We start from the raw sequence: 26,160 nt of genomic DNA on the forward strand, positions 1-26,160 counted from the left end.
GCCGCAATCCTGATAGGGGCTGCGGCGGGAGCTTCCTGCGCCTTGGCGGAAGAAAACTCGATTTTTTATACAAGCGGCTCCGTCAGCAAGGAGGCACCTGGAGACTCGCCAGGCGTATATGTCAACGCGAGTTTTACCATCCACCTGCCCACAGCCGTGGAGGAATCGCTGCGCCGAGGCGTTTCCCTTTACTTCACCACTGAATTTTCTCTGCTGCAGAAGCGCTGGTACTGGACGGACAAAAACATCGCCTCGCGCAGCATCAGGCGCAAGCTCAGCTATAGTCTCCTCACGAGAAAATACTTTCTTGGCGGCGAGGGACTGTCGCAGTCCTTCGCTTCGCTTGAGGAAGCCCTGTCTGTCCTGGGCTCCGTAAGGCACTGGCGCGTCGCCTCTCCGAGAGCCGTGTCGGGACCGTTCCAGGACTACAGCGCCCGAATCCGCATCCAGCTGGACAAAAGCAGATTGCCGCGCCCTCTGCAGATCAGTTCGACAGACTGGGACATGACCTCCGGCTGGGTGAGCCTCCCCATCTCTCCGACCGTGTCCGCCCCATGACTATTTTCTGGACCAAACGATACCGGGCCCTTCTCGTACTCGTCCCGGTCGTTGTCTGCTCGCTGGTGGTCGTGCTGGCGATGGCGAGCTCCAACTCCGATCTACTGGACCGGTATTTCCGCCCCCTGATGATCCTGAACGTCATCGTGGCGGGCGCCCTGGTGGCGGTGACGATCTGGATGTTCACCAACCTGTTCTGGCAGTGGAGGCGGCACAGGTTCGGCTCTCAGATGACGACCAGGCTCGCGCTGCAGATCGCGGCCATCGCCATCCTTCCCTGCCTTCTGCTCTTTGCCATTTCTTCGCGGTTTATCGGCCGGTCGATCGACTCCTGGTTCAATGTCCGCGTTGAAACAGCCCTAGACTCAGGCGTCAATCTTTCCCGGGCGGCGGTCTCCGGCTTTCAGAAGCAGACCTCCGAGCGCGCGGCGCTGCTGGGCGACGCGCTCATGGATATACCGCAGATAGAGTGGGAAGAGAGCCTGCCGCGCCTGAAGGACCGGTACGGGCTGAGCAATGTGCTCATCGTGAGCAGCCGCGGCGAAATTCTCACCACCTCACTGTCAGACAGCAGCCAAAAAATCCAGGTTCCCTCCTCGGAGACCCTGTCGGTTGCCGATGCGAAGGGGGTTTACTCTTCCCTGCTGGAAAATCCCGGGGAACCCTCCGGAGACCAGGACATCCAGGTCCTTGCAGCCGCACCGATCACAGACCGGGACTTCCCCTCGAGCTTCGAGTGGGGCGGCGAACTGGGACTGACGCCAGGCCAGCATGAGGGCGACTTTAAAAACCTGAGGAAGACCGCCTATTTTCTTGTCACTCAGGAGCCCCTGCCTCAGGAACTCGCCACAAACATCGGCTCCGTTACAAACGGCTATAGAGACTATCAGGAGCTCGTGCTCAGCAGGCAGGGCCTCAGGAAACTCTTCACCCTGTCGCTCACCGTGAGCCTCCTGCTTGCAGCGCTCGGGGCTTTGGTTGCTGCCATCGCCTTCACTCAGATCATGATGGAGCCTCTGCGGCAGCTCGCCCGGGGCACCCGAAAGGTGGCCGGCGGAAACCTGAGCCCGATTCAGGAATTCGCGGGACACAACGAAATCAACGTGCTCACCCAGTCCTTCAACAACATGATCGGCCAGCTCGCGGAAGCGCAGAAAAAAGTGCTCGCCCGGACCGAAGAGCTGGAGCAGACAGGACATTTCCTGCAAAGCGTCCTCTCCAATCTTTCTTCGGGGGTTGTTGTCGTCGACTCCGGACTGCATGTCCTCACGGCCAATGAAGGAGCGGTGAAAATCCTGGGACCGGAGGTCGCCCGGGCGGGAATCTCGCTGGAGGAAACGGCGCCAAAGATCGCCTCCTTCCTCAAAGAACCGTCCCTGGAGCTCACCCATCCGCTCGATGAGAACACGAGCAGGCGCCGGGAAATCGAGATCGACAGAATCGGCTCACAGACGCCGATGACCTTATTTGTCAGAGCCTCCCGGCTGCACCTGTCGGGCTACCCGAAACCCGGCTTCGTGCTCGTGATCGATGACATGACACAGGTCATCTCCGGGCAGCGTGCCATCGCCTGGGGAGAAGTCGCCAGGCGGCTGGCTCATGAAATCAAAAATCCGCTCACTCCCATCCAGCTCGCGGCCGAGCGGCTGGAGATGAAGCTCGCCGGCAAGCTCACGGAAAAAGACTCCCAGCTGCTGTCCAGATCGGTCTCGACGATCGTGACCCAGGTCTCCGCCATGAAGCAGATGGTGGACGACTTCCGCAACTATGCCAAGCTGCCCCCGGCCGTGCTCCAGCCGACCGACCTCAATCAGCTGGTGGAAGAAGTCGTGAACCTGTACACCCAGGCGGGCAAGCCGGTCTCAAGCCGCCTGGAGGAGAACCTGCCCTGCATCCTGGCCGATGAGGCGCAGCTCCGGCAGGTCTTTCACAACCTAATCAGCAACTCCCTGGACGCCATGTCAGGCAAGCCCGATGGAAAAGTCGTCATCGCGACTGAATCCATTCATGACGGCGGGCAGCCTGTCGCCGTTCTGCTCAGCGTCACGGACAACGGGACGGGATTCTCTCCGGCCATCCTGCACAAATCCTTCGAACCTTACGTGACCACCAAGGCGACCGGTACGGGCCTCGGGCTGCCGATGGTCAAAAAGATTGTCGATGAACACAAGGCGGAGATCAAGATAAGAAACCTGCAGAACGACCGGGGTGAGGTCCTAGGCGCGCAGGTGAGCATCATTTTCCGGGCCGGGACTGCCTGATGATGGTTCGACTTACAATTAAAAAGGGATTACCAGGCTGTTCTGCCTTTGGGAGACGCCGTAAATGGCAAAACTTCTTGTTGTCGATGACGAAGTAGGCATCCGCGAGCTGCTTTCTGAAATACTGTCCGACGAAGGACACGCAGTTCAGACGGCGGCCAATGCCGAAGAAGCAAGACAGGCCATTCAGTCCGACAGCTTTAACCTGGTCCTTCTCGACATCTGGATGCCGGACATGGACGGCGTCACGCTTTTAAAGGAGCTTTCCGCCAAGCAGCTGCTTCACTGCCCCGTCATCATGATGTCCGGGCACGCCACAATCGATACGGCCGTGGAGGCCACGCGGTATGGAGCGAGCGATTTTCTGGAGAAACCCATCTCCATGAAGCGGCTTCTCACAGCCGTGAACGCGGCGCTTCAAAACAGCCGCTTTCCCGGGCCGGTTTCCGCCGCCGGTTCTGCGGCGGCGGCCGACAAAAACGGCCCGCACGCCGATGTCTTCCGCTCCTCCGACAGGCTGCTCGACACCATTTCCTTTTCCCTGCCCCTGCGTGAAGCGAGAGATAAATTCGAAAAACTCTACCTGCAGGTTCTGCTTGAGGAAGAAAACTATTCCATGTCCAAGGTGGCCGTGAAATCAGGGCTGGAGCGTACGCACCTGTACAGGAAGATAAAGCAGCTGGAAGTCCCGATGCAGCCTAAGAGCAAGGGCTGACAAGAAACGCATCACGGGATGCCCCACATCACCATCTCCCCTTTTTTGCGCGCCTTTCTGAGCATCTGCAGCAGCGGATAAACGCGTGCGGAAAAAGGAACTGTGCTTTTCTGCTCCTGCGCCTCGGCCTGCAGCCTGTCTTCTTCCTCGAAAAGCTCCTTCGCATGCAGCCCCGGTGAGCGGAAGCCAGCCTCGCATTTTTCCCTGCGCCTGCGCCTCTCCTCCTGGGCGCGCTGCCTTTGCTGTTTTTCCAGAGCCACGGCCGTCTCGAGTTTTTCAATCCATTCAGCCGCGTCTTCGGCCGATATGGCCCCGCTTTCGCTCAGAGGCCTGCCGATCACCTTGAAAATCTGCTTCTGTGTTTCCGGCATCAGGATAAAGCTGCCGGCAGCCTTTGAACTGAATCTGACAATTGCCATACACTTCTCCTATCACGTCTACAAGCATACGCAGTTCAGACCGACTTATGAAAAAAAACAACGAGCGCCTGTCCGATGCCGAATTCGCTGAGCTCGAAGAGCTCCTCACCTCCGTGCCGGAAGAGCACCATCCTCTGGAGGCCGACGCAGCCGACGGGTACCTGACCGCGCTGCTGCTGCATCCGCAGGAAGTCTCCCCCGGGGACTGGATGCCCTATATTCTCGACTCTGAAGGCAGAAAACCGGCTCTCGCGGCCGTCCCGCGGCTTGAAGAACTGCTGTACCGCCGGTACCGGGAAATCGACTCCCAGCTGAGGGGGAAGTCGCCCATCGACCCCGTCATTCTCGAAGACGACGGGCCCTGCGGCGACGAGCTCGCGCCTTTTGCTCTGGGCTTTTTGACCGCCGTACGCCTGTTCCCGGGGCTGGAAGAGACCGGCAGCCAGGCGGTCAACGGCGCTCTGCTCGGGATTTTCCGGCATCTCCCGCCCGAAGCCCGCGGCGACCTGTCGGAACCCATTGCGGAGATCTGCCGCGACTTCCCGCTCAAGGACGAGCGGGATGCGCTCGACGATCTCGCAGCCTGCGTTGCGGAAATAGCCGAAGTGACGAGAGGCTTCAAGATCCCGGCGTAGGGCCCCTCGCAAAGGGGCTGCGTCCGATCATCCAGACCAGGATCATCACGGGAACCCCGATCAGGGCCGTCAGAATGAAGAACCGGCTGTAGCCGACGCTGTCGACCACAACGCCTGAGAAGCCGGCGATCGTCTTGGGCAGCAGCAGCATGATGGAGGACAGCAGCGCATACTGCGTTGCCGAAAATCTGCGGCTGGTCAGCCCCGACAGGAATGCCACGAACGCTGCGCTCGCAAGCCCTCCGGCCAGATTGTCGGCGCTTACGATCACGGCAAGCAGCGGGACGCTGTGCCCGACGGCCGCGAGCAGGGAAAACAGGAGGTTCGTCCCAGCCGACAGCGCTCCGCCCAGCATCAGGGCTTTCAGGACGCCTATTTTCAGGACGACGAGCCCCCCGGCGAATGTCCCCAGCAGCGTCATTGCCACGCCGAAGACTTTGATCACGACCGCCACTTCCGCCTTCGTAAAGCCCATGTCAGAGTAAAAGGGGTTGGCCATGATCCCCATAACGACGTCTGAGATTCTGTAAATCGCCACAAGGGCGATCAGAACCGCCGTCCACCGGCCATAGCGCTCGTAGAAGTCGGCCAAAGGCCTCCAGAACATCCCGCGGAGCCTCGCCGGCAGGCCGGACTCCGCGGCAGGAGCCGCCTGTGCGTCCCGCGAGGGCGCTGGTTCCGGCGACAGCAGCACCGTGGCCAGTCCCACAGAGACCGAGGCCGCCATGGCGAGGTATGAAACGGTCCAGGCCCGCGGGACGTACTCGACGCTGTTGACTCCGGCCACCGCCGCGGCGATTCCGAGGGCACCCGCTCCGGCCCAGATCATAGCGATTCGGTAGCCGAACTGGTAGGAGGCCGCCAGCATGCCCTGTGTTTCAACGCTCGCGCTCTCGATGCGGTAGGCGTCCAGCACGATATCCTGGGTTGCCGAAGCAAAGGCCGTGAACATTGCGAGGGCCACGGTCGCCTTCAGGCTCTGGGCGGGGTCGACAAACGCCATGCCGCACAGTCCCGCAGCCAGGGCGACCTGAGAGGCTGCCAGCCAGGAGCGCCTCCTGCCCAGTTTTTCAGTCAGCACAGGAATGGACAGGTGGTCCACGACGGGTGCCCACAGCCATTTAATGGCGTAGACGAGCCCGACCCAGGACATAAAGCCAATGGTCACCAGGCTGACGTGCGCCTCCCTCAGACGAAAGCCCAGCGTGCCCAGAACCAGCAGCAGCGGCAGGCCTGAAGAGAAGCCAAGAAAAAACATTCGGATGCAGGGCGGCGTCAAATAGCCCTTGGCACCCTGAATCCAAGACAGGCCGGTTGCCATCGCCTATTTCCCCGTAATCGCCGCGGCGGATTCAATCCAGCACCACTGACCGGGGAGAACGTCCTGGGGCAGCCTGTAGTTCCCAAACTGGATCCTGGAAAGCTGTTCAACTCTGTTGCCGGCGGCCGCTACCATGCGCTTGACCTGATGGTATCTGCCCTGGTCCACAGTGATTTCCACCTCCCTGTCGCCCGCGGGCTTCACTTCCAGCGCGGCCAGCGGCTGCGGCTCATCGCGAAGCACCACTCCACGCAGCAGGGCTTGAACGAAATCCGGCGAAAGAGGGTGCTTCAGAACCGCGCGGTAAATTTTCCTTACATGCTTCCGGGGATGCGTCAGGCGGTGGCTGAGCGCACCGTCATCGGTGAGAATCAGCAGCCCCGTTGTATCCTCGTCCAGCCTTCCCACCGGCTGCACGCCTCTGGCACGCAGCGGAGCGGGCAGCAGCGACAGCACGACCGGATGAAACACCGGCCTTGCGGAGCATTCGTAACCCGCCGGCTTGTTAAGCGCGATGACTGCCTTCTCGAAGTAGGGCCACGACTGGCCGTCTACGGAAAAGACAAGCCCCTGCTCCTGCAGCTCCTGCTCCGGGTCCGACAGGATCTTGCCTGAAACGCTGAAGCTTCCCCGCAGCACCAGCCCCCTGCATTCGCGGCGGGTGCCGAAGCCCTGGGAAAATAATATCTGCTCGAGACTAAGCATGGCATTTACGCATCGTAGTCAATGATCAGGGGGGCGTGGTCAGAAAATTTTTCATCTGCATAAATGGACGTCTGCCTGGCCCTCTCGGCGATCTGAGGCGTTGCCAGCTGATAGTCGATGCGCCATCCCACGTTCTTCTCGCGGGCTTTGCCACGCTGGCTCCACCAGGTGTAGCGCCCGGGATTCGGGTCGAGTCTCCTGAACACATCGACCCAGCCGTGCTGATCGAGAAATTCGGTCATCCATGCCCTTTCCTGCGGCAGGAATCCGCTGTGATCGAGATTGCCCTTCCAGTTTTTAAGGTCGATTTCCTTGTGGGCGATGTTCATGTCCCCGCAGAGGACGACCTGCCGGCCGCTGTCCCTGATGCCGTCCACCACGGGCACTATCGCCTCAAGAAACCTGTATTTGGCCGCCTGCCGCTCGTCGCCGCTCGTACCGGAAGGGAAATAGCAGGAGATCACCACTGCAAATCCAAGATCGGCCGCCACGAAGCGCCCTTCGCTGTCGAACTCCGGAACTCCCATGCCTGTTTTCCAGCTCTTTGCCGGCAGGCGGGTGTAAAGCGCACAACCCGAATACCCCTTTTTTTCCGCAAAATGGAAACGGGACTCATAGCCGGGAAGCCGCAGGAGGTGCTCAGGCAGAGTCTCAGCCTGAGCTTTCAGCTCTTGGACGCACAAAACATCCGCATCCTGTCCGGCAAACCAGTTGAAGAAGCCTTTTTTATCGGCCGACCTTATGCCATTGGCATTGAAAGTGATGATGCGAGTCATGATCAGGACGTACTGCAGACGGTTAAGATATAAGAAAACCTATTCTGCCTCAATCTCTCAACGAACACTGTCTCTCTTCCACGCCATGAACAATCTCGAGCACGACTTTATCGATTTCGCCCTGACAACCAAAGTGCTGCGGTTCGGGGAATTCAGGACCAAGGCTGGCCGCCTCTCCCCTTATTTCTTCAATGCTGGACTTTTTAACACCGGCTCAACCCTGAATCGACTTGGGGATTTTTACGCTCGGAAAATCCTCGAAAAGACCGGCGACGGCACCTTGAAATTCGACATGCTCTTCGGGCCGGCCTACAAGGGCATTCCTCTGGTCGCCACGGTGGCCATCAATTTGGCCGAAAAAGGACTCGATCTCCCCTGGGCTTTCAACCGCAAGGAAAAGAAGGACCACGGCGAAGGCGGGACTATCATCGGCAGCCCCCTGCAGGGGCGGGTTCTCATTGTCGATGACGTCATCTCCGCCGGAACCTCCGTGCGGGAGTCCATCGACATCATCCGTGCAGCAGGCGCCGAGCCTGCAGGGGTCGCGATCGCCATTGACCGCATGGAAAGGGGCGGAAACGCGGACAGCCTGACGGAAACCTCCGCCGTCCAGGATGTCGAGGCCTCGTTCCACATCCCAGTGGTCTCAATCGCAAGCTTGGACAGTCTTTTGAACTTCATGAGAAGCGGCAGCGACGCCGCCCGGTCCGTGGCGGAGTACGCCGAGGCCGTTGCCGCCTACCGCAGCCGCTACGGAGCCTGACGCAGGCTCTTTCGGGCTCCCCGCCCCTCCCTTCGCCGGGAGCGGGCGGAAAAGCAGGTTTCACGTGAAACCTTTTCTCCCGCCCGGCCTGAAGCAGGGGGGGGGCTGCCCTTTAATCCAACTTCCGGTGCAGCAGCTGATTCACCAACGCCGGAGAGGCCTTTCCCCGAGCCGCTTTCATGACCTGGCCCACAAGAGCGTTGAAGGCCTTCTGCTTACCGGACTTGTACTGTTCGACCATGGCTCCGTTTCGGGCCAGCACTTCATCGACCATTTTTTCAATGGCGCCGGCATCCGAAATCTGCTTGAGCCCCAGGGTTCCGATCAGGCCGTCGACATCGGTTCCTTCGCCGTTCCAAACCGCGCTGAAAACCTTTTTTGCCCCCTTCAGATTGATCGTCCCGTCGCTCACGCGGGCCATGATGGCCGCCAGTACTGCAGGCGTCACGGGAGCCTTGTCTATCGTCAGGCCCTCTGACTGCTTCAGTGCGCTGCTGAGCTCCCCCATGACCCAGTTGGCCGCAGCCTTCTTGTCATCGACCAGGTGGGCGAGCTCGTCGTAGTACTGCGCAACGGCGTGGCTGGAGGTGAGAATGCCGGCGTCGTACTCCGACAGGCCGTCCTCTTTTTTCAGGCGTTCGAACATCTGGTGGGGAAGCTCGGGCAGATTCCGGCGCAGCTCCTCGATTTCTTCAGCCGACAGCACACAGGGCAAGAGGTCCGGGTCCGGGAAATACCGGTAGTCCATAGAGTCTTCCTTAGACCGCATGGGCCGCGTCTCGTCGTTCTCCAGATCGTAGAGCCGTGTCTGCTGGACCACCTTCCCGCCATCCTCGATCAGCTCGATCTGACGGTTCACCTCATAGTCAATCGCGCTCTGCAGGAACCGGAAGCTGTTCAGATTCTTGATTTCGCAGCGCGTGCCCAGTTTCGGGTCGCCCGCCGGCCGGACGGACACATTGGCGTCGCAGCGGAAGTTGCCGTTCTGCATGTTCCCTTCAGTGATGCCCAGCCAGACCACCAGAGCATGCAGGGCACGGGCGTAAGCGACCGCCTCGTCGGAGGAGTGCATCACGGGCTCGGTCACGATCTCAATCAGGGGTGTTCCGGCCCGGTTCAGATCCACGCCGGTTTCGCCGGGATGAATCCCATGGTTGCTCTTTCCGGCATCTTCCTCAAGATGAGCTCGCGTCAGTTCAACCACTTTGATGTAAGGATCTCCCTTCTTCGGGGTGACCAGGCAGGAGAGCTTTCCCCCCAGCACGATGGGGTGTTCGAACTGGCTGATCTGATAGCCCTTCGGAAGATCCGGATAAAAATAGTTCTTGCGGTCGAAAACCGACTTCTCTGCCACCTTCGCCCCAATGGCCAGACCGAAGCGCGCGGCCCTGAGGACGGCCTCCCTGTTGAGAACCGGCAGGGCCCCGGGCAGCGCCATGTCAATTGCGCAGGCATGAGAATTCGGCTCGCCGCCAAACTCGTTGTCCGCCGCGGAAAAAATCTTGGTTTTGGTCGAGAGCTGGACATGGGTCTCAAGCCCTATTACAACTTCCCATTGCATCTTGTGTTTTCCTTCCGTTCTCAGTTAAAACCCCGCGGGGACTTTCTCGTGCCAGCCGGTTTCGCTTTGCCAGGCGTCGGCCAGCTGCAGCAGCAGGGCTTCATTGAAGGGAGCGGCCGTGAGCTGAGCGCCGATCGGGCGGCCCGAGCCGGTAAAGCCGCATGGCATGCTCATGCAGGGCAGGCCGGCAAGCGACGCAGGAACGGTGTACAGATCGCCGAGATAAGCCGACACCGGATCAGCCTTTTCGCCAAAGTCATAGGCAGCGCCCGGTGCCACAGGAGACAAAATGGCATCCACATCAGCAAACGCCTTCTGGAATTCCTGGGCGATCAGGCGGCGGACTTTCTGGGCTTTAAGGTAATAGGCATCGTAATAGCCGTGAGAGAGCACGTAGGTTCCGATCATGATTCGGCGCTTGGGTTCATCGCCGAGCCCTTCGTTGCGGCTACGGCGGATCAGTTCGTCCATGGTGGCGCAGTCCTTGGCGCGGTAGCCGTAGCGGATGCCGTCGTAGCGCGACAGATTGGAGCTGGCCTCAGCGCTGGCCACCACGTAATAGACCGGGACTCCAAGCTTGGCCATGGGCAGATCCATGTCCACGATGACGGCTCCACGATCCCGGTAGAAATCCCTGACGGACTCGATGCAGGTCCGAACCTCCGGGCTGAGCTGCTCGGAGAACCAGGAGCGGGGCAGCCCGATCCTCAGTCCTTCGACCGGCTTGCCGAGGTTTCTGCTGAAATCTTCGGCCGGATGGTCTGCGCTGGTGGAATCCTTGGGGTCGAAGCCAACCATTTTGGAGAGAACCGGCGCAATGTCCCTCGCGGCGGGAGCCATAAGGCTGGCCGTATCAAGGCTGGATGCGAAGGCGATCATTCCGAGGCGCGAGGGACGTCCGTACGTGGGTTTCAGTCCTGTCACGCCGCAGAAAGCCGCTGGTTCGCGGACCGAACCGCCGGTATCCGTCGCCGTGGCCACAGGGGTGAGCCTGGCCGCCACGGCACTGGCCGATCCGCCGGAGGATCCCCCCGGAACGGCGCGGCTGTCCCAGGGATTGAAGCATTTGCCGTAGGCCGAGTTTTCATTGGCGGAGCCCATGGCGAACTCATCGCAGTTCAGCTTTCCGAGGCAGACCATCCCCTCGGCCTTCAGACGCGCAACGACAGTGGCGTCGAAGGGGCTCTTGTAGCCCTTCAGCATGCGGCTCGCGGCAGTGGAGAACCACTCCTTGGTCACAAAAATATCCTTATGGGCGACAGGCACTCCGGTCAGGAAGCCCCCCTTTCCCTGTTCAAGCATCTCATCGGCACGCCTGGCCTGATCCAGGGTCACTTCCGGGCGGACGTCGAGAAACGCATTGAGCTCCCTGTGGGCCTCGATTCGGTCAAGGAACTGCTGGGCCACTTCAACGGCTGAGATTTCGCGGGCGTGCAGCTTTTCAGACAGCTGCGCAACGGAGCAATGAGTAATGTCTTTCATAGCGGTTTCAGGACTCCACATACTGTGGTACAAGGAACATGCTGTCGCTCACTTCTGGAGCGTTCTCAAAGGCAGCCTGCCTGATGTCCTCTTCGGCCACCACGTCTGCGCGCAGCCTTTCCTCCCCGTCCATGGGATGAAGCATGGGCTCAATCCCGTCCGTATTGACGGCGCGGATTTGCTCGATCATTTCAAAAATATCATTCAGCTCGCACTGCATTTTGGCAATCTGGGCCTCCGACAAATCTATGTGGGCTAGGTTGGCGATATGCAGAACGTCTTCCTTGGAAAGAGACATAATGAATTTTTCCGGTTTGTTCTCGACGCACGATGCCGCACGAAAGGGCACAGGACAAAAATGCTGTAAAAAACAGTTTCCAGTCCGGCATCTGACCAGCGCTTAGTCTATCATTGACCACTTGCATGGAATTGCACCATGATCTTCCGTTTGCCGCATAAGGTTGGCTCTAAGCCAGCGCAACAGCGGATAAAATAAGCAGTGTCCTTTTTGCCCCCCATTAGAGATTTTCAGAATGTTCGGCCTGAGCCTTTTCCGCAGCTATTTTTCCAATGACCTTGCCATCGACCTTGGCACGGCCAATACCCTTATCTATATGAGGGGAAAGGGGATCGTCCTCAATGAACCCTCTGTGGTTGCCATCCGCCAGGAAGGAGGCCCCAACGGCAAAACCACGATTCACGCCGTCGGGCATCGGGCCAAGCAGATGCTCGGGCGCGTGCCCGGCAACATCCAGGCCATCCGGCCGATGAAGGACGGAGTCATCGCCAACTTCACCGTTACTGAGCAGATGCTGAAGCAGTTCATCCGCATGGTGCGGCCGTCCAAGCTTTTCGCGCCCAATCCGCGCATCATCATCTGCGTCCCCTGCGGGTCGACTCAGGTTGAGCGGCGCGCCATCAAGGAAAGCGCCGAAGCAGCCGGAGCCTCCGAGGTCTTCCTGATCGAGGAGCCGATGGCGGCCGCCATCGGGGCGGGTCTGCCGGTGTCGGAAGCGGCAGGCTCTCTGGTCATCGACATCGGGGGCGGCACCACGGAAGTGGGCGTCATCTCGCTTGGAGGCATGGTGTACTCCGGCAGCGTCCGCGTCGGCGGAGACAAGTTCGACCAGGCCATCGTGGGCTATGTCCGCAGAAACTTCGGAATGCTCATCGGCGAGCCCACCGCCGAACTGATCAAAATGGAGATCGGCTCTGCGTTCCCCAGCTCGGAGGCGAAGGAAATAGAGGTGAAGGGTCGCAACCTCTCCGAAGGCGTTCCGCGCACCTTCACCATCCACAGCAACGAGGTGTTGGAGGCGCTCACCGAGCCCCTCAACCAGATCGTCGGTGCCGTGAAGACCGCCCTTGAAAGGACGCCTCCGGAGCTTGGAGCAGATATCGCCGAACGCGGCATGATGCTCACGGGCGGCGGAGCGCTCCTGCGCGACCTGGATCAGCTGCTGCAGGAACAGACAGGCCTGCCCGTCCATATTGCCGAGGAGCCACTCAACTGCGTGGTCAAGGGATGCGGCATCGCCCTTGAAAACATCGAGCAGCTACGGACCGCCTTCACGTACGGCTGACCTGTCCCGGCCGGAGCACCGCCTGCATTTGTGTGGAAACGCCTCGCTTTGAGCTTGAAGAACTATGGATAACGGCTCGCCAGCGCTTTTCAGAAGAGGGCTGCCCGCGGGGGTGAGGCTCGTCTTTTTCGCAAGCCTCTCCATCATTCTGATGCTGGTTGACGGCAAGCTGAAAACCCTGGAGTCCTTCAGGGCTGCCATCGACTCGTACCTTCTACGGCCCGCCGTCGCGGTTTCGGAGGGCGTCGGCCGCTCCTTCCACGGCATAGGACAGTTCTTTACGACCGTCGAGGAGCTGACCGCAGAGAACGAAAAGCTGAAGAAGAAAAACGCCGAGCTGAGCTTCGCCCTTTCGGAGTTCGAAAAGCTCAAGGCCGAAAACAGCCAGCTGCAGGCCCTCGCAGGCGTCAAGACGCAGATCCGGCGCTCTGCGGCCATCGGCATCGTCAAGGGAGAAACCGCCGACGTCTTTTCCAAGCGCATCGAAATCAATATCGGCAAGAACAGCGGCATCGAGCCGGGCATGCCCGTCATCGATGAAAACGGCGTCATCGGCCAGGTCGCACGGGTCAGCGCCGACCGCTCCGAGGTCACGCTGCTCACGGACCCGGCCATGCAGTTCCCGGTTTACCTCCCGCGCTCAGGAATTCGATGCGCGACCTCGTACACGCAGTCCGACCAGACGGTCGAGCTGCAGTTCGTACCGGCCGTAGCTGACATTCAGGAAGGTGACGCCGTGCAGACCTCCGGAATTGACGGAGTCTTTCCGCCGGGGATACCCGTCGGGAAGGTCACCCATGTGGAAAAGATCAGGGGCGATGCCTTCGCTCACGTCTGGGTCAGACTCTCGGCCTCGCCCTCTTTCGGCAGATATGTCATGGTGGCCCTCGTCAATGTTGACCCCGGCCATAGCGCGGGAACCGCACAAACAGAGAAAGTTGCGCCATGAACATTTTCTCCCGCCTGTTTTCCTCTCCGGCACCCTCCACTATCACTGAGCAGCCTAAGGCTTACATTCTTCTTCCCGCAAATCCTTTGTGGGTGGCGGCCTCGATCCTCATCAGCCTGCTGCTGAACATATTTCTCAAGCGCGCGGCCTGGGTGCCCGACTTTCTGGCCCTGACGCTTATCTTCTGGACCATGCGGCAGCCGAACTGGATCGGCATGGCCGTAGCCTTCATGCTCGGCATCGTCATGGACGTCCAGCAGGGCTCGCTGCTCGGGCAGCATGCCTTCGCCTACGTGGTGCTCTCGTACATGGTTCAGAAGGCCAGTCGGCGCCTTTTCTGGTTCCGCGCTCCGGCTCAGGCACTGCACCTGCTTCCCATGCTGCTGCTCACTCAGGTTCTGGTGCTTTTGGTCAGGAGCTGGGGAGAGCGCGCCTGGCCCGGCTGGAGCTGGTTTCTGTCCAGCGTGTTCTGCGCCCTGCTGTGGCCCCTGTGGAGCTGGATTCTCCTCATGCCCCAGAGAAAATCTAAAAATGACGAAACCAGCCCGCTTTAAGCCGGTTTCTGAACCGGAGGCGCGATGAGACTCTTTCGCCGCTTGTCATCGCTCGCCCCCCGCCAGAGAACCATCAGCTCGGTTGAATCAAACGCCGCTGAATTCAGGCGGAGGGCCATTTTCGCGCTCTGCTTCATTTTTTTCTGCTTTTCGCTGCTGGCGGCGCGATTCGTGTGGCTTCAGGTCATCCGGCACAACCAGTATTCTTCACAGGCGGAAAACAACCGCTCGGTTACGATTCCGTCACAGCCCTCGAGAGGGCTGATCCTGGATCGCAACGGCATCATTCTCGCAAGGAACTACTGGGCCTACTCCCTTGAAATCACTCCGTCCAAAACCGAGGAGAAGCTCAGCACCCTGATTGAGAGACTCTCCAGGGTCATTCCCATTTCTGCGACGGACCAGAAGCGCTTTAAACGGCTGCTCGCCGAATCCAAGCGCTTCGATCCCATCCCCATCAGGCTTGACCTGACGGAGTCCGAAATGGCCAGGTTTCTGGTGAATAAATGGCAGTTCCCCGGAGTGGAACTCGCCTCGAGGGAATTCAGGCAGTATCCCTTCGGTTCCCTCGGCGCCCATCTTCTCGGCTACATGGGACGGATATCCGAAGCCGACGAAAAGCGCATCGAGCAGGACGGACTGGAAGAGCAGTACCGCGGCGCCTACAACATCGGCAAGGTCGGCATTGAAAGAACCTATGAGAACGATCTGCGCGGAACCGTGGGCAAGTCTCTGCTTGAGGTCACGGCGGGCGGACGGCCAATTCGGTATCTGGCCTCAACCCCCTCGGTGCCCGGGAAAAACCTCACTCTATCCATAGATGTCAACCTTCAGAAGGTGGCGGAGCATGCCTTCGGCGGCAACAACGGCGCCCTGATCGCCATCGCCCCCTCCACGGGGGAAATCCTCGCCTTCGTGAGCAAGCCCACTTACGATCCGAACCTCTTTTTAAACGGCATCGACTACGAAACATGGAACAGCCTGAACACATCGCCTAGGAAGCCGTTGCTCAACCGCGCGATGCGGGGAATTTACCCGATCGGCTCGACCTACAAGCCGTTCATGGCGCTCGCCGGCCTCGAGAGCGGCGTCATCACTCCCTCCACCACCATAAACGATCAGGGCGTCTACGAACTCGGGGGGCACAAGTTCCGGGATGCCTCCAAGGTTCACAAGGGCATTCTGAATCTCAGGCGCTCCATCACGGTCTCCAGCGACGTCTACTACTACAAACTCGCCCATGATCTCGGAGCGGAAAAAATCCACGATTTTATGGAGCCCTGGGGGTTCGGACAGCTCACGGGCATAGACCTGCTCGGCGAGCAGAAAGGCGTGCTGCCCAATGCGGAATGGAAAATGAAGCAGTTTCACAAGCCTTGGCTAGCTGGTGACACCATTTCCCTCGGCATCGGACAGGGCTATAACGCCTTCACCCTGCTGCAGCTGTCGCATGCCGTAGCCACACTGGCCAACAGGGGAGTGTCCCTGCAGCCTCATCTGGTCAAGGCGATCTTCGATCCGGCAACACAGAAAACCCAGCCGGTCACGTCCAGCTACAGGAAAGTGATGCCCGCCTCAAGAAAAAACATTGAGTTCATCATCGACGCCATGACCACCGTCACCCGCGAAGGAACCGCGGCCGGCGCCTTCAGAGGAGCGCCCTATGTAGCAGCCGGGAAAACCGGCACGGCTCAGGTCGTCGGCATTGCCCAAGGCCAGAAATACAATGCGGCGGCCCTGGCTAAGGCTCACCGCGACCATGGTCTGTTCATCTCCTTCGCACCGGCGGCCTCCCCCAGAATTGCCATGGCGGTTCTGGTGGAAAACGGGGGATGGGGAGCCGGTTCCGCCGCTCCTATCGCGCGCACCGTTTTGGACTACTGGCTGCTTGGCAGAAATTCTTTAGGACTGCCGCCGCCGGCTTACCTGCAGAAGCCCGCCGGCCCCGCATCTTCCTCAAAAGAGGCGCAGCAATGAATTTTGACACCAGGCTTTTGCGAAGATTCTGGAGCAGCTTTCTGGAGCGGCTGGCCCGGATGGACTTCGCGCTTGCCATCGTCGTCGCCATCCTCACGCTGACCGGTTTCATGACCCTTTTCTCCGCCGGCTACAGCTATCCCTGGCGCATCGCAGACCAGGCGCGCAACATTCTTATCGCTCTGGTCGTGCTGGTGATATTCGCAAACATCCATCCGCGCTATCTGATGAAAATGGCTTTGCCGCTTTATCTGGTAGGCGTACTGCTTCTTGTCGCCACCCTGGTGGCCGGCACCACCATCAAAGGAGCCACTCGCTGGCTTAACATCGGCTTTACTCAGATCCAGCCCTCCGAAATCATGAAAATCGCGCTTCCCATGATGCTGGCATGGTTCTTCCACACACGGCAGGAAAGCATTTCGGGAAGGGACTTTGCCATAGCGGCGGTGATTATTGCGGTGCCTGTCGCGCTGATACTGAAGCAGCCTGACATGGGAACGGCCATACTGGTGGCCGCCGCCGGCGCGTCTGTTGTCTTTTTCTCGGGGCTGCCATGGAGATGGCTTTTCGCAATCCTGGGCACCGCCCTCGCTTCCCTTCCCATCATTTGGACCTTCATGCGGGATTACCAGAGACAGAGGGTACTCACGCTGCTTGATCCCACCACGGACCCGCTGGGAAAAGGCTTCCACACCCTCCAGGCGTTAATCGCCATCGGCTCGGGCGGCGTTTTCGGCAAAGGATGGATGGAAGGCACTCAGGCTCACCTGGACTTTATCCCGGAGCGAACCAGTGACTTTCTCTTTGCGGTCTTTTCAGAAGAATTCGGGCTTGTCGGCAATCTGTTTCTCCTGGCTACCTACTTCGCGCTCATCTGCATCTCGATGCGAATCGCCATCAATGCCTCCAACACCTTTTCGAAACTGCTGGCCGGTGCGATCACCGTTATTTTTTTCACGTACACGTTTGTCAACATGGGCATGGTGAGCGGGATTCTTCCTGTCGTAGGCGTTCCGCTGCCTTTCATGAGCTATGGCGGAACCGCCCTTCTGACCTTAGGCACCTGCACGGGCATGCTGATGGCTATATCCGCCAACAAGAAATATAAAGATGACTGAGATTATGCGAAGGCTGTTGGCGGCAGGCGTCCTGCCCCTTGTACTGGTTCTGGCATCATGCTCCACCACCCGCTCGCCAGACCAGCCTGTCCGCAGCAGCACCGAAATACCGCCGTCGCCAGCCGGGACGGCCCCGTCCCCTGCCGGGGCCCCTATGATAGGAACTCTTCCGAAGGTGGAAAAACCGGCCAGGGGCGCCAACCGCCCCTATGTGGTGCTGGGCAAGCGCTATGTCCCCATCACCGGCGATCAGCCGCTTAGGGAGCGGGGCATAGGATCCTGGTACGGACGGCAGTTCCACGGCAAGAAGACCTCCATAGGGGAGACTTTCAACATGTATGCCGTTTCCGCCGCCCACAAGACAATGGAGCTGCCCAGCTACGCAAAAGTCACCAATCTTGAGAACGGGAAAAGCATCATTCTGAGAGTCAACGACCGAGGTCCTTTTTTCGGAGATCGGATCATCGACCTGTCCTATGAAGCCGCCCGGCGCCTGGGATACGCGGAGAAGGGAACCGCACGTGTCGAGGTCGAGCGTATTACGATGGCTGAAATTGCAAGCGGATCATGGCGCAGCGGAGCGCTGGCATCCGGAACGCTTCAGGCCAGCACCGAAACCGCCCAGAATGTTCCTAGCCAGAGCATCCAGCCGGATCGCCGCACCAGAAGCTGGGCCGTGCAGATCGGTGCCTTTTCCAGTGCTGACAATGCGAGGGCCTGGTCGGCACACGCCGAGGCCCTGCTGTCTGCTTACGGATACCAAAGGTCCTACGCCACCCGGATCGTGAAGTCCTCGGACGGCCTGTACCGGGTCATGGCCGGGCAGTATCAGGGGCATGACGGCGCCGCTCAGGCCTCCGCGGAAATTTCGCAGATTATCGGGAGCAGGGCGTTCCCGTCTCAGCGCTGAGTATAAAAATGGACTATTCAAGCATTCTTCAGCAGGTCAGTTGTTTCTGGGATTCGCAGGCTCAGCCGGCGCTTGAAACGTTTGTAAGCAGAAAGTCGCTGTCGCCGGGATTCGATGCCAAGTGGCGCGAGAACGGCGTTCTTCTGCAGGTGTGCCGGGAAGCGGCCGCGTTTGGGAAAAAGCATTTTGGCGAGGCAAACTTTTCAGTCCTGCAGGATGAGGGACGCTCGCCCAGTCTGTTTTTCTCCATCGAGCCGACCGGCCGGTTCAGGGAAAACTCAGAAAACACCGTCTTTTTCTACGGCCACTTGGATAAACAGCCGGAAGCCAGCGGCTGGAGCGCAGGGCTTTCCGCATGGCAGGCCGTTGTTCGGGACGGCAGGCTCTACGGCAGAGGATGCGCCGACGACGGTTATTCCTTCTACGGGGCGATGACTGCGATACGGGCTCTGGAATACGAAGGCATTCCGCACCCGCGCTGCGTCGGTTTTTTCGAAACTCGCGAAGAAACCGGGTCAAATGATGTTGACTATTACCTTGCAAAGCTCAGGTCCCGCTGCGGCAGCCCGAGGATTGTTTTTGTATTGGACTCTGGCGCCGGCAGCTACCGGCAGCTGTGGCTGACAAACTCCGTCCGCGGCACGCTGTCCACCAACCTGACCGTCAAAATCCTCCGGCACGCCGTCCACAGCGGCGAAGCTGGCGGCATCGTCCCCGGCACATTCGATGCACTGCGCATTCTTCTGGATCGCCTGACAGACCCCTTGACCGGTCATTTCCGGCTCTCCTGCTTCAACCCGCCCATCCCGGAGCGCAGGCTGGAGGAGATCAAAAGCGCCTCCAAGTTCCTTGGAGAGGATTACCTGAAGCGCTTTCCCTGGTGCCCGGGCCTTAACGGGGCGCCCACCCGTCCCTATGAAGACCTGGTCGAGAAGGCAGTAACCGCCCAGACGTGGAAGTCATCGCTTTCGATCATCGGAGCCGGCGGCCTGCCGTCCCCCGCGGAGGCTGCCAACGTTCAGCTGCCCCAGACTACCCTGCGTCTGTCCATCCGTATTCCACCTGCCGCCGACCCTGAGGAGTCTCTGCGACAGATGACAAAAGAGCTCACCCGCGATCCGCCTTTCAACGCGTCCGTCTCCTTTTCAGACTCCGAGGCCCTTCCCGGCTGGCAGGCTCCGGAAGAGGCTCCCTGGTTCTCCCGTGCCTGCGACCAGGCGTCGCTGGCACTCTGGGGGCTTCCCGCGCTTCGGAAGGGTGAGGGCGGATCCATTCCGATCCTTAATCTTTTCTCTAGCCTTTTCCCGCGCGCTCAATTTGCCGTCACCGGCGTCCTCGGACCGGGCTCCAATGCACACGGCCCTGATGAAAGCCTTGACATAGGCTATACGCGCAAGTTCCTCGCCTGCATCAGCTCGATACTTGCGAACGTTCCGGAGTAAAAATGCGCCGCGACACTGTTACTCAGGTCATCGTAGATTACGGTGACTTTGAAGAAAATTTCGCCACCCCTCTTGAAGCCCAGATGTTCATCACAGCCTATGAAGATGAGTATGGCCTCCCGCGCGCAGCCTGGCTGGAAGACATGAGCGGCAACAAGAAATGGGACTACAAAGTCCTTGAGGATGAATCAGGCAACATCGTCCTATCAGAAGACTGAGCTGCCGGCCCGCGCTGAATGCGCGGACCGTGGCTACAGCTCAGGAGCCTGCGTTTATCAAAGGAACAGCCGATAGGCCGGGTTGGACGTTTCATCTACATAGGGATATCCCAGATTGTCCAGGAACTGTTGAAACCTGGCATCATCCTCGGGAGGAACCTGAATCCCGGCCAGGACGCGTCCGTAATCGGAACCATTGTTCCTGTAATGGAAAAGGGATATGTTCCACGCAGGATTAAGCGCGGTCAAAAAGACCATCAGTGCCCCGGGGTATTCAGGGAATTCAAATCGATAAAGCCTCTCGTTGACGGCCAGCGGGCTCTTGCCGCCCACCATGTGCCGCAGATGCAGTTTTGCGAGCTCATCGTGGGTGAGGTTGAGGCACTTAAGGCCCGCCCGCTGGAACAGCGACACGAGCTTCTCGTCATCTCCGGAACTTATCGTCTGGATTCCGACAAAAATCTGAGCTTCTTTCTCGGCGGAAATACGATAGTTGAATTCGGTGATGTTCCTTTCGCCGAGCAGCTTGCAGAATTTCCGATAAGAGCCCCTTTCCTCCGGAATCGTGACGGCAAACATCGCCTCCTTTTCCTCGCCCATGGCCGCGCGTTCTGTCACAAACCTCAGGCGCTCGAAGTTCATATTTGCGCCGCTGTTGACGGCTACCAGCGTTTTGCCGCGAATGCTGTTGCGCCGCGTCCACGCCTTGATGCCGGCTACGCCAAGAGCTCCCGCAGGCTCGACGATGGAGCGAGTGTCGTCGAAAATATCCTTGATGGCCGCGCACACCTCATCGGAATCCACCAGAACGATGTCATCCACATACTGCTGGCATATGCGGAACGTTTCATCTCCCACCTGCTTGACCGCCGTGCCGTCGGAGAAAAGCCCGACCTGCGGAAGAAACACCGGATGCTTCTCTTCCAGCGAACGCTTCATGGCGCAGGAATCTTTCGTCTGCACGCCGATCACCTGGATTTCCGGATAGAGCGCCTTGATGTAGGCAGCGATGCCGGAGATCAGACCTCCGCCCCCGACGGCGGCAAAGATGGCGTCAATCTGATCGCCGTCCGAAGGCTGATACTGGTGCAGCAGCTCCATGGCGATGGTGCCCTGTCCGGCAATGACGTCAGGATCGTTGAAAGGGTGCACGAACACCAGTCCCCGCTCACGCTGGAGCCGGGCCGCGCATTCAGCTGATTCGCTGTAGGAGCGCCCTTCCTGAATCACCTCTACAAACCTGCCCCCAAACCTCTTCACAGCCTCGACCTTAACGGACGGAGTCGTGATGGGCATGCAGATCACCGCCTTGCACTGCAGCCTGTTGGCCGCAAGGGCCACGCCCTGGGCATGGTTGCCCGCCGAGGCCGTAATCACGCCGCAGCTTCTTTCCTCAGGCGACAGATGAACCATCCGGTTGTAGGCCCCTCTGAGTTTGAAAGAGAAAACCGGCTGCAGATCCTCCCTCTTAAGAAGAACCTTGTTGCCCAGTTTGTCAGACAGATGCGCTGCATAGTCAAGGGGTGATTCGTGCGCGACGTCATAGACTCTCGCCTTCAGGATTCGGCGAAGATATTCCTGTGCCAGCATGGAGGTGTCCTATAAAAAATTTTCTTAATGATACTCTTCACAAAATCATTTCTTGAATATATATACTTTTATATATTATCAGGATCTGAGAAATTCGAATTTATACATAAAAGAATTAATAAATAACAAAAAAAGCCGGATTACGTCAATTTCCACCAAAACGGTACACCGAGTCCCTCAAAGCTCGTCTTACGGGGTGAATATTTTCAACATCCTCACCCCGTAAGCCCCCATCCTAGTCACCGGATTTCGGTGCTTTTCGGTGCTGCCGCAGACTTGTTTTTGAAACTGTGAATCCTGCCTTGGCGATAGCGGCCTCTCGAGCCAGTGTCTTCCGGTTCTTGCTACCCTTCGGACGACCGGGACCGCGTTTGACCGGTTCATTCATCAGACGTTCCGCATCTTTCTGCTTTTCTCGTTCGATGGTTGCCTTGTTCCGGCTTCCCTTCGGGCGGCCGGGGCCACGTTTGATCGGCGCGACATTTTGAAGCTGTTCAGCTTCCCGCTGTTCACGTTCTATCGTTGACCGGTTTTTACTTCCCTTGGGTCGCCCGGGCTTACGCTTCGGCTTCGGCTCGATCCCTTCAGCCTTTTCCCGTTCCATCCTCTCAATGGTCTTTTTGTTAAGACTGCCTTTCGGACGTCCGGGACCGCGCTTGGGCAAACCGGATAAGCCGGCCTGCTTCCCCTGCAGTTCCGCAGCCTTTTGAGCTTCTGTTTTAGGCGGCCGCCCGCGGCCGCGTTTTACAACTTCCGGAAGCTTGCGTACCTGTGCATAGACAGGTCCTGCGTTCTGCTCATTGATTTCGTTGGCCAAGAACTGCCAGTGCTCTGATCGGATTCCGAATGCTTCCAGAAGCGCCTTCAGTGCGTTCGAATGCTTGAGAATCGCTCGATACGATCCGTCCGGCGCAAGGAGGCAATACAGGCTGTCGAGCTTGCGAATCATGACATTGGTATCCAGCCCCAGCGCCTTGCAGGCATTCATGATTTCAGTTCGAAGAACTGCTGCGACAAAGCAAACCGCCATGCGACCATGTATGGCGGCATCAGAATGGACGCGAAAGGTGTGTGCGTCAAGCTGAGTCTTTACGATTGCGTACTGCTTTTCGCAAGCGTCGCGCAGGCGGTAAAGGTTGTAAATCTCCTCTGCCGTTTTGTCTGTACGAGTGGCAATTGCAAAGTACCCGCCGCTTTCGCCGGCCTGCTGCCATGCGGCATTATTGCATTCGACATCCACGATCTTCCCGTTCTCCGTCCTGAAGCTCAGGATGTTTTTCAGATCACTCGGAATCACAAGACCTGCATTGGGATCGGCTTCAGCATTCGGACTCGAAGACCGTCCGGCGGCATTGGCCCGAATCTGAGCACGAAGCTCACGGGTAACCTTACGGACACGACCGATCAGCTTGACGAATCGACAGGAATTGCTGACGCCTGAAAAGAACAAGCCGATACAGGACATCTCCGGCGATTTATCGAAAAGCTTGTGATGACCGACCAGACCGAAAACACCGTCGTCGCTGACTGCGTGCTCGACTTTCCAATGAATATCATTTGCATGTGCTTCGAACATTGCCCTGAACCCGCCGAACTTGCCCTTGAGCATCACGACGTAGTCCAGATTGCAGGCCGTAATGGCGTTGATCACATCGTTTGAGGCGAAGCCGCGGTCGAGAATGACCCCCTCAACACCGATTCCGTAGTCTCCCAAGAATTTGATGACCTCATCGAAAGCCTTGCAGTCGGGCGTAGAACCATTGTTGACGAACCAAGTCACCGGACGGGCGTCGGATGCATCGACTGCCCATATGTAGCTGACGATGGGCTTGGAATTGTGCGATTTCGATTCACCGAATGCCGAAAGTTCGCTGTTCTCAACGACACAGTCATTGTTCGAGCCGTCTATGCACAGCCACACCTTTCGATTCTGTTCTGCGAAACGCCTGAGACGGCGAATCTTGAAGTCATGAATCTTCGACTCCGTCAGCGTCATTCGGAAGAACTCCGAATACCATGCATCGCTGTACGGCTTGCGTGAGAAGAGCATTTGAGTCTCCATCGCTTCCTGAAAGAGCTGAGCCGTCGAGCTTTGCTCTCTGAGGCTGTACAGCGCGAAATCCATGGAGGCATTGCAGGACTGAGGCCCGAAGGCGTCAAGGAGATCCTGATACAACCCCGTGTAATGACCGATTCCAAGGCCGGCAGCGTAGAGTCCCATGCAAACCTGATGGTGAAGCGGATCAATCTTGCCGTAGTACTTCTCCCAGAGTTCCGGGTAGTGAACGCGGAAGTTGTCGTTGACATGCATTTTGCCGTCTTCTGTATAGACGCCGACGACGATTCGACGGCGGCTCCCGTTCAACTGATAGTACTTGGAGACCTGTTTGCTCTTCCTGTTGAACTTGGTGTCGGAAGGCATCGGAATTTCCCGGAGATCTCTGTAAATACGCCCCATTATATTGATCCTTGTAAATCGTACCGTCGGAACGATTTATTCTACAATCGGAAACTCCCGCGATCCTAGCTCCAGAAGGGGTTGACGCAGGACAAACTCAGGCCAAATTAATTTCAAATATCCCGGAAATTCAATGATTTGAATTTGCCGGGGTATTTATTTTATGGTAGCATAGTCTATAATTAATAAAAACATGCTATCGCCATGGATTCTTCTGAAAACGCCTCCGGCAAAATGAACTTTTCCACTTACACGGACAAACAGGGAAGGACCTATGTCTACACCTACCGCAACAAGTGGGATCCAAAGAAACATCAGTCGCGCATTGCGGAGCGGCATCATGTCGGCAGGCTGGATCCGCAGACCCGCCAAGTCCGTGTGGGAAAAGCCTTTCTTGCCCTTCATCCGGAATACGCTGGCAGGGACTGGTACTGGGCTGGAAACTCACTGGTCAGCGCACAGGACGTCGGAGAAGCGGAGCCGCAGGAACCGGCTTCCGATGAAGGCTGGGAGCAGAACGAGACCGTTTCCATGGGCTGCACCTGGGCGGCCCGGGAATACTGCATTCTCCACGGCATCAGGGATGACCTGAAGTCCGTGTTTGGCGCGGATCTTGCTGAAAAGCTCATGGATCTGGCCATCTTCCAGTTCGACGCCGGCCAGGCCATGATGCTCTACAGCGACTGGCTCTCAGGGGTTTATCTGCCGGGGGCCCGGCCTTTGTCCAGCCAGAGAATTTCCGAAGTTCTGGAACAGGTGGACCGCGACAAGCTCAAGGCCTATTTCAAGCTCCGCTTCAAACGCTCTGCCGAGGAAGCCCGGCAGCGCAGCGCCCTGATCAAAGCCTCGCTCAAGCCCGGCAGCTATGTCCCGCCGCAAATGCTGGCCCTGGACAGCACGAGCATCTCCACCTACTCCGAGACGATCAGAGACGCCGCCTACGGTCATGCCAAACAGAACCCGGAACTCAGGCAGGTCAATCTCGCCTTCGTCTGCGACTACGTCACCGGAGAGGCAGTCTTCGCCCACATTTACGAGGGGTCCATCAATGACGCGGCCTCTTTCCGTGAAATCCTTTTTCAGATGCGGGACGAAGGCATTGAACTGGACAAGATGCTCCTTGTCACGGACCGCGGCTACAGCAGCATCATGAACACCCAGAAATCCCTGGAGCTGAACCTGCGGTTCGTCCAGGGCGTGCGGGTCGTCGAGGACTCGGTCAAACGAAAGTTTGACAAACACAGGAAGGATTTTGAAAAACCTGCCTGCCAGTCCGGCCTGCTGGAGGTTGCCGCCGTCACCGCGCCTGACGCCGAATGGCGCTCCAACCGCCAGGACGTCAAGGTTGCCCTCCATCTCTACAGAAACAACATCCGGGCAGCAAAGGAATCTTTTGACCTGCTCAAGGCCATCGAGAAAGCCTTGAAAAAGAAGAATGAAGGGCGTTCTGTCGACAGCCAGGCCTGGCAGGACGTTAAAAATTTTCTGACCTGCACAAAGGATGACTCAGGACGTCCGGTATGGAAGCCTGACTACGAAGCAATCGAAAAGGAAACGCGCTATTACGGCTGCTTTGTCATCCGCACCAATGAGATTGCGGATCCTTTCGCCGCTTTGGAAATTTATCGGGAAAGGAATGTGGTCGAGCAGTCCTTTGACCAGTTTAAAAACGAAATCCACGGCGACAGGATCCGCTCGACGGACAGCACCTACATCGGCCGGCTGTTCATTTACATCCTCGCGCAGACCCTCAGGACCAGGATGTCCTTCAGTGCGAGGGCTCAGACTCAAAGCAATTCTGATCTGAAGCTCCCGGGCAATTCCCTGACCCTCGCACTGGCCAAACTCAGGAACGTCCAGGCCACGAAGTTGAAGACTCACAACAAATGGGTCAGCCAGCAGTTAGCAAAAAAGCATCGTGATTTGTTCACGATGCTTGGTCTGCCCGTTCCTCCCAGGGTTCTTAAAGACTAGAAACCCCGGGAGTTCAGGTACAATATAAATGACTGTTTGTCAAGAATTTATATATCAATAAAAAACGGCAACTATCCGCTTTTTGCAGTTAGTTGCCGTTTATGGGAACTCTCGTATTAATGGTGGAGAGGTTAGGAACAGTGTTCCGTTTCTATGGAAATTGACGGATTAGCATAAAAAATAAGCCTAAA

At 58.1% G+C, this 26,160-nt stretch carries 23 protein-coding genes; 14 read left to right on the plus strand and 9 right to left on the minus strand.

The window, feature by feature from the left end; translation table 11 throughout:
- Positions 1-42: 42 nt before the first annotated feature.
- The 3 genes from MUN46_RS02435 to MUN46_RS02445 all read left to right on the plus strand — a co-directional run bounded on the left by MUN46_RS02435 (position 43) and on the right by MUN46_RS02445 (position 3,534).
- A complete protein-coding gene (locus MUN46_RS02435; RefSeq protein ID WP_243376079.1) occupies positions 43-558 on the plus strand; it encodes a DUF4390 domain-containing protein in 516 nt (171 codons plus the stop codon).
- On the plus strand, positions 555-2,819 hold the full coding sequence (locus MUN46_RS02440; RefSeq protein WP_243376080.1) for a sensor histidine kinase: 2,265 nt from the start codon (positions 555-557) through the stop codon (positions 2,817-2,819). The genes MUN46_RS02435 and MUN46_RS02440 overlap by 4 nt, the downstream gene beginning before the upstream one ends.
- Positions 2,820-2,883: 64 nt before the next feature.
- Positions 2,884-3,534: a response regulator gene (locus MUN46_RS02445; RefSeq protein WP_243376081.1), complete on the plus strand. Its 651-nt coding sequence runs from the start codon at positions 2,884-2,886 to the stop codon at positions 3,532-3,534.
- A gap of 11 nt (positions 3,535-3,545) precedes the next feature.
- Here the strand turns inward: MUN46_RS02445 and MUN46_RS02450 are convergent, their stop codons facing one another.
- Positions 3,546-3,953 (minus strand): DUF1840 family protein, encoded by a 408-nt coding sequence (locus tag MUN46_RS02450; protein WP_243376082.1) that lies wholly within the window; start codon positions 3,951-3,953, stop codon positions 3,546-3,548.
- Positions 3,954-4,000: 47 nt separating this feature from the next.
- Here MUN46_RS02450 and MUN46_RS02455 point away from each other — a divergent pair, with 47 nt between their 5' ends.
- On the plus strand, positions 4,001-4,588 hold the full coding sequence (locus MUN46_RS02455; RefSeq protein ID WP_243376083.1) for a YecA/YgfB family protein: 588 nt from the start codon (positions 4,001-4,003) through the stop codon (positions 4,586-4,588).
- Here the strand turns inward: MUN46_RS02455 and MUN46_RS02460 are convergent.
- Genes MUN46_RS02460 through MUN46_RS02470 form a run of 3 tightly spaced genes read right to left on the minus strand, consistent with a single transcriptional unit; the run spans position 4,572 to position 7,390 of the window.
- Positions 4,572-5,909 (minus strand): AmpG family muropeptide MFS transporter, encoded by a 1,338-nt coding sequence (locus MUN46_RS02460; protein WP_243376084.1) that lies wholly within the window; start codon positions 5,907-5,909, stop codon positions 4,572-4,574. The two genes, MUN46_RS02455 and MUN46_RS02460, sit on opposite strands and share 17 nt — an antisense overlap.
- Positions 5,910-5,912: 3 nt before the next feature.
- Positions 5,913-6,614 carry a pseudouridine synthase gene (locus tag MUN46_RS02465; protein WP_243376085.1) on the minus strand — a complete coding sequence of 234 codons (702 nt, stop codon included), beginning with the start codon at positions 6,612-6,614 and terminating at the stop codon, positions 5,913-5,915.
- A gap of 5 nt (positions 6,615-6,619) precedes the next feature.
- Positions 6,620-7,390: an exodeoxyribonuclease III gene (locus tag MUN46_RS02470; protein ID WP_243376086.1), complete on the minus strand. Its 771-nt coding sequence runs from the start codon at positions 7,388-7,390 to the stop codon at positions 6,620-6,622.
- Positions 7,391-7,475: 85 nt separating this feature from the next.
- Here MUN46_RS02470 and pyrE point away from each other — a divergent pair, with 85 nt between their 5' ends.
- Complete coding sequence (gene pyrE, locus MUN46_RS02475) at positions 7,476-8,153, plus strand: orotate phosphoribosyltransferase (RefSeq protein WP_243376087.1); 678 nt, start codon at positions 7,476-7,478, stop codon at positions 8,151-8,153.
- A 112-nt stretch (positions 8,154-8,265) separates the two neighbouring features.
- Here pyrE and gatB read toward each other — a convergent pair whose 3' ends face one another.
- From gatB to gatC, 3 genes are read right to left on the minus strand one after another with little or no spacing between them, the layout of a single operon-like run.
- On the minus strand, positions 8,266-9,714 hold the full coding sequence (gene gatB / locus MUN46_RS02480; RefSeq protein WP_243376088.1) for an Asp-tRNA(Asn)/Glu-tRNA(Gln) amidotransferase subunit GatB: 1,449 nt from the start codon (positions 9,712-9,714) through the stop codon (positions 8,266-8,268).
- A gap of 24 nt (positions 9,715-9,738) precedes the next feature.
- Complete coding sequence (gatA, locus tag MUN46_RS02485; RefSeq protein WP_243376089.1) at positions 9,739-11,196, minus strand: Asp-tRNA(Asn)/Glu-tRNA(Gln) amidotransferase subunit GatA; 1,458 nt, start codon at positions 11,194-11,196, stop codon at positions 9,739-9,741.
- Positions 11,197-11,203: 7 nt separating this feature from the next.
- Positions 11,204-11,494 carry an Asp-tRNA(Asn)/Glu-tRNA(Gln) amidotransferase subunit GatC gene (gatC, locus tag MUN46_RS02490; protein WP_243376090.1) on the minus strand — a complete coding sequence of 97 codons (291 nt, stop codon included), beginning with the start codon at positions 11,492-11,494 and terminating at the stop codon, positions 11,204-11,206.
- Positions 11,495-11,729: 235 nt separating this feature from the next.
- On the opposite strand from gatC, the gene MUN46_RS02495 reads away from it, so the two are divergent.
- From MUN46_RS02495 to MUN46_RS02530, 8 genes are all read left to right on the plus strand, one after another.
- Complete coding sequence (locus tag MUN46_RS02495; RefSeq protein ID WP_237978879.1) at positions 11,730-12,779, plus strand: rod shape-determining protein; 1,050 nt, start codon at positions 11,730-11,732, stop codon at positions 12,777-12,779.
- Positions 12,780-12,843: 64 nt separating this feature from the next.
- On the plus strand, positions 12,844-13,728 hold the full coding sequence (mreC, locus tag MUN46_RS02500; RefSeq protein ID WP_243376091.1) for a rod shape-determining protein MreC: 885 nt from the start codon (positions 12,844-12,846) through the stop codon (positions 13,726-13,728).
- Positions 13,725-14,282: a rod shape-determining protein MreD gene (mreD, locus tag MUN46_RS02505; RefSeq protein ID WP_237978883.1), complete on the plus strand. Its 558-nt coding sequence runs from the start codon at positions 13,725-13,727 to the stop codon at positions 14,280-14,282. The genes mreC and mreD overlap by 4 nt, the downstream gene beginning before the upstream one ends.
- Positions 14,283-14,306: 24 nt before the next feature.
- Positions 14,307-16,259, plus strand: a complete 1,953-nt coding sequence (gene mrdA / locus MUN46_RS02510; RefSeq protein WP_243376092.1) for a penicillin-binding protein 2 — start codon at positions 14,307-14,309, stop codon at positions 16,257-16,259.
- Entirely contained in the window at positions 16,256-17,377 is a 1,122-nt protein-coding gene (gene rodA / locus MUN46_RS02515; RefSeq protein ID WP_422732581.1) for a rod shape-determining protein RodA, read from the plus strand. Before mrdA ends, rodA begins: the two co-directional genes overlap by 4 nt.
- Positions 17,378-17,531: 154 nt before the next feature.
- On the plus strand, positions 17,532-18,287 hold the full coding sequence (locus MUN46_RS02520; protein ID WP_243376093.1) for a septal ring lytic transglycosylase RlpA family protein: 756 nt from the start codon (positions 17,532-17,534) through the stop codon (positions 18,285-18,287).
- An 8-nt stretch (positions 18,288-18,295) separates the two neighbouring features.
- Entirely contained in the window at positions 18,296-19,729 is a 1,434-nt protein-coding gene (locus MUN46_RS02525) for a M20/M25/M40 family metallo-hydrolase (protein ID WP_243376094.1), read from the plus strand.
- 2 nt (positions 19,730-19,731) lie between these two features.
- Positions 19,732-19,947 (plus strand): hypothetical protein, encoded by a 216-nt coding sequence (locus MUN46_RS02530; RefSeq protein ID WP_243376095.1) that lies wholly within the window; start codon positions 19,732-19,734, stop codon positions 19,945-19,947.
- A 57-nt stretch (positions 19,948-20,004) separates the two neighbouring features.
- On the opposite strand, the gene ilvA is transcribed toward MUN46_RS02530, so the two are convergent.
- Positions 20,005-21,537, minus strand: a complete 1,533-nt coding sequence (gene ilvA, locus MUN46_RS02535) for a threonine ammonia-lyase, biosynthetic (RefSeq protein WP_243376096.1) — start codon at positions 21,535-21,537, stop codon at positions 20,005-20,007.
- A gap of 235 nt (positions 21,538-21,772) precedes the next feature.
- The gene (locus MUN46_RS02540) at positions 21,773-23,959 is read right to left on the minus strand and encodes an IS1634 family transposase (RefSeq protein WP_243376097.1); all 2,187 of its coding nucleotides are present in this window, start codon (positions 23,957-23,959) and stop codon (positions 21,773-21,775) included.
- Positions 23,960-24,199: 240 nt separating this feature from the next.
- On the opposite strand from MUN46_RS02540, the gene MUN46_RS02545 reads away from it, so the two are divergent.
- The gene (locus MUN46_RS02545; protein WP_285230539.1) at positions 24,200-25,969 is read left to right on the plus strand and encodes an IS1634 family transposase; all 1,770 of its coding nucleotides are present in this window, start codon (positions 24,200-24,202) and stop codon (positions 25,967-25,969) included.
- Positions 25,970-26,160 lie beyond the last annotated feature (191 nt).

This window comes from Mesosutterella faecium (assembly GCF_022809315.2).
GTDB classification, from domain to species: domain Bacteria; phylum Pseudomonadota; class Gammaproteobacteria; order Burkholderiales; family Burkholderiaceae_F; genus Mesosutterella; species Mesosutterella faecium.

Excerpts from the sequence above, each read along its gene's own strand:
- MUN46_RS02440 (WP_243376080.1), top strand. The coding sequence starts at position 555 with ATGACTATTTTCTGGACCAAACGATACCGGGCCCTTCTCGTACTCGTC.
- MUN46_RS02445 (WP_243376081.1), top strand. The coding sequence starts at position 2,884 with ATGGCAAAACTTCTTGTTGTCGATGACGAAGTAGGCATCCGCGAGCTG.
- MUN46_RS02450 (WP_243376082.1), bottom strand. The coding sequence starts at position 3,953 with ATGGCAATTGTCAGATTCAGTTCAAAGGCTGCCGGCAGCTTTATCCTG.
- MUN46_RS02455 (WP_243376083.1), top strand. The coding sequence starts at position 4,001 with ATGAAAAAAAACAACGAGCGCCTGTCCGATGCCGAATTCGCTGAGCTC.
- MUN46_RS02460 (WP_243376084.1), bottom strand. The coding sequence starts at position 5,909 with ATGGCAACCGGCCTGTCTTGGATTCAGGGTGCCAAGGGCTATTTGACG.
- MUN46_RS02465 (WP_243376085.1), bottom strand. The coding sequence starts at position 6,614 with ATGCTTAGTCTCGAGCAGATATTATTTTCCCAGGGCTTCGGCACCCGC.
- MUN46_RS02470 (WP_243376086.1), bottom strand. The coding sequence starts at position 7,390 with ATGACTCGCATCATCACTTTCAATGCCAATGGCATAAGGTCGGCCGAT.
- pyrE (WP_243376087.1), top strand. The coding sequence starts at position 7,476 with ATGAACAATCTCGAGCACGACTTTATCGATTTCGCCCTGACAACCAAA.
- gatB (WP_243376088.1), bottom strand. The coding sequence starts at position 9,714 with ATGCAATGGGAAGTTGTAATAGGGCTTGAGACCCATGTCCAGCTCTCG.
- gatA (WP_243376089.1), bottom strand. The coding sequence starts at position 11,196 with ATGAAAGACATTACTCATTGCTCCGTTGCGCAGCTGTCTGAAAAGCTG.
- gatC (WP_243376090.1), bottom strand. The coding sequence starts at position 11,494 with ATGTCTCTTTCCAAGGAAGACGTTCTGCATATCGCCAACCTAGCCCAC.
- MUN46_RS02495 (WP_237978879.1), top strand. The coding sequence starts at position 11,730 with ATGTTCGGCCTGAGCCTTTTCCGCAGCTATTTTTCCAATGACCTTGCC.
- mreC (WP_243376091.1), top strand. The coding sequence starts at position 12,844 with ATGGATAACGGCTCGCCAGCGCTTTTCAGAAGAGGGCTGCCCGCGGGG.
- mreD (WP_237978883.1), top strand. The coding sequence starts at position 13,725 with ATGAACATTTTCTCCCGCCTGTTTTCCTCTCCGGCACCCTCCACTATC.
- mrdA (WP_243376092.1), top strand. The coding sequence starts at position 14,307 with ATGAGACTCTTTCGCCGCTTGTCATCGCTCGCCCCCCGCCAGAGAACC.
- rodA (WP_422732581.1), top strand. The coding sequence starts at position 16,256 with ATGAATTTTGACACCAGGCTTTTGCGAAGATTCTGGAGCAGCTTTCTG.
- MUN46_RS02520 (WP_243376093.1), top strand. The coding sequence starts at position 17,532 with ATGATAGGAACTCTTCCGAAGGTGGAAAAACCGGCCAGGGGCGCCAAC.
- MUN46_RS02525 (WP_243376094.1), top strand. The coding sequence starts at position 18,296 with ATGGACTATTCAAGCATTCTTCAGCAGGTCAGTTGTTTCTGGGATTCG.
- MUN46_RS02530 (WP_243376095.1), top strand. The coding sequence starts at position 19,732 with ATGCGCCGCGACACTGTTACTCAGGTCATCGTAGATTACGGTGACTTT.
- ilvA (WP_243376096.1), bottom strand. The coding sequence starts at position 21,537 with ATGCTGGCACAGGAATATCTTCGCCGAATCCTGAAGGCGAGAGTCTAT.
- MUN46_RS02540 (WP_243376097.1), bottom strand. The coding sequence starts at position 23,959 with ATGCCTTCCGACACCAAGTTCAACAGGAAGAGCAAACAGGTCTCCAAG.
- MUN46_RS02545 (WP_285230539.1), top strand. The coding sequence starts at position 24,200 with ATGGATTCTTCTGAAAACGCCTCCGGCAAAATGAACTTTTCCACTTAC.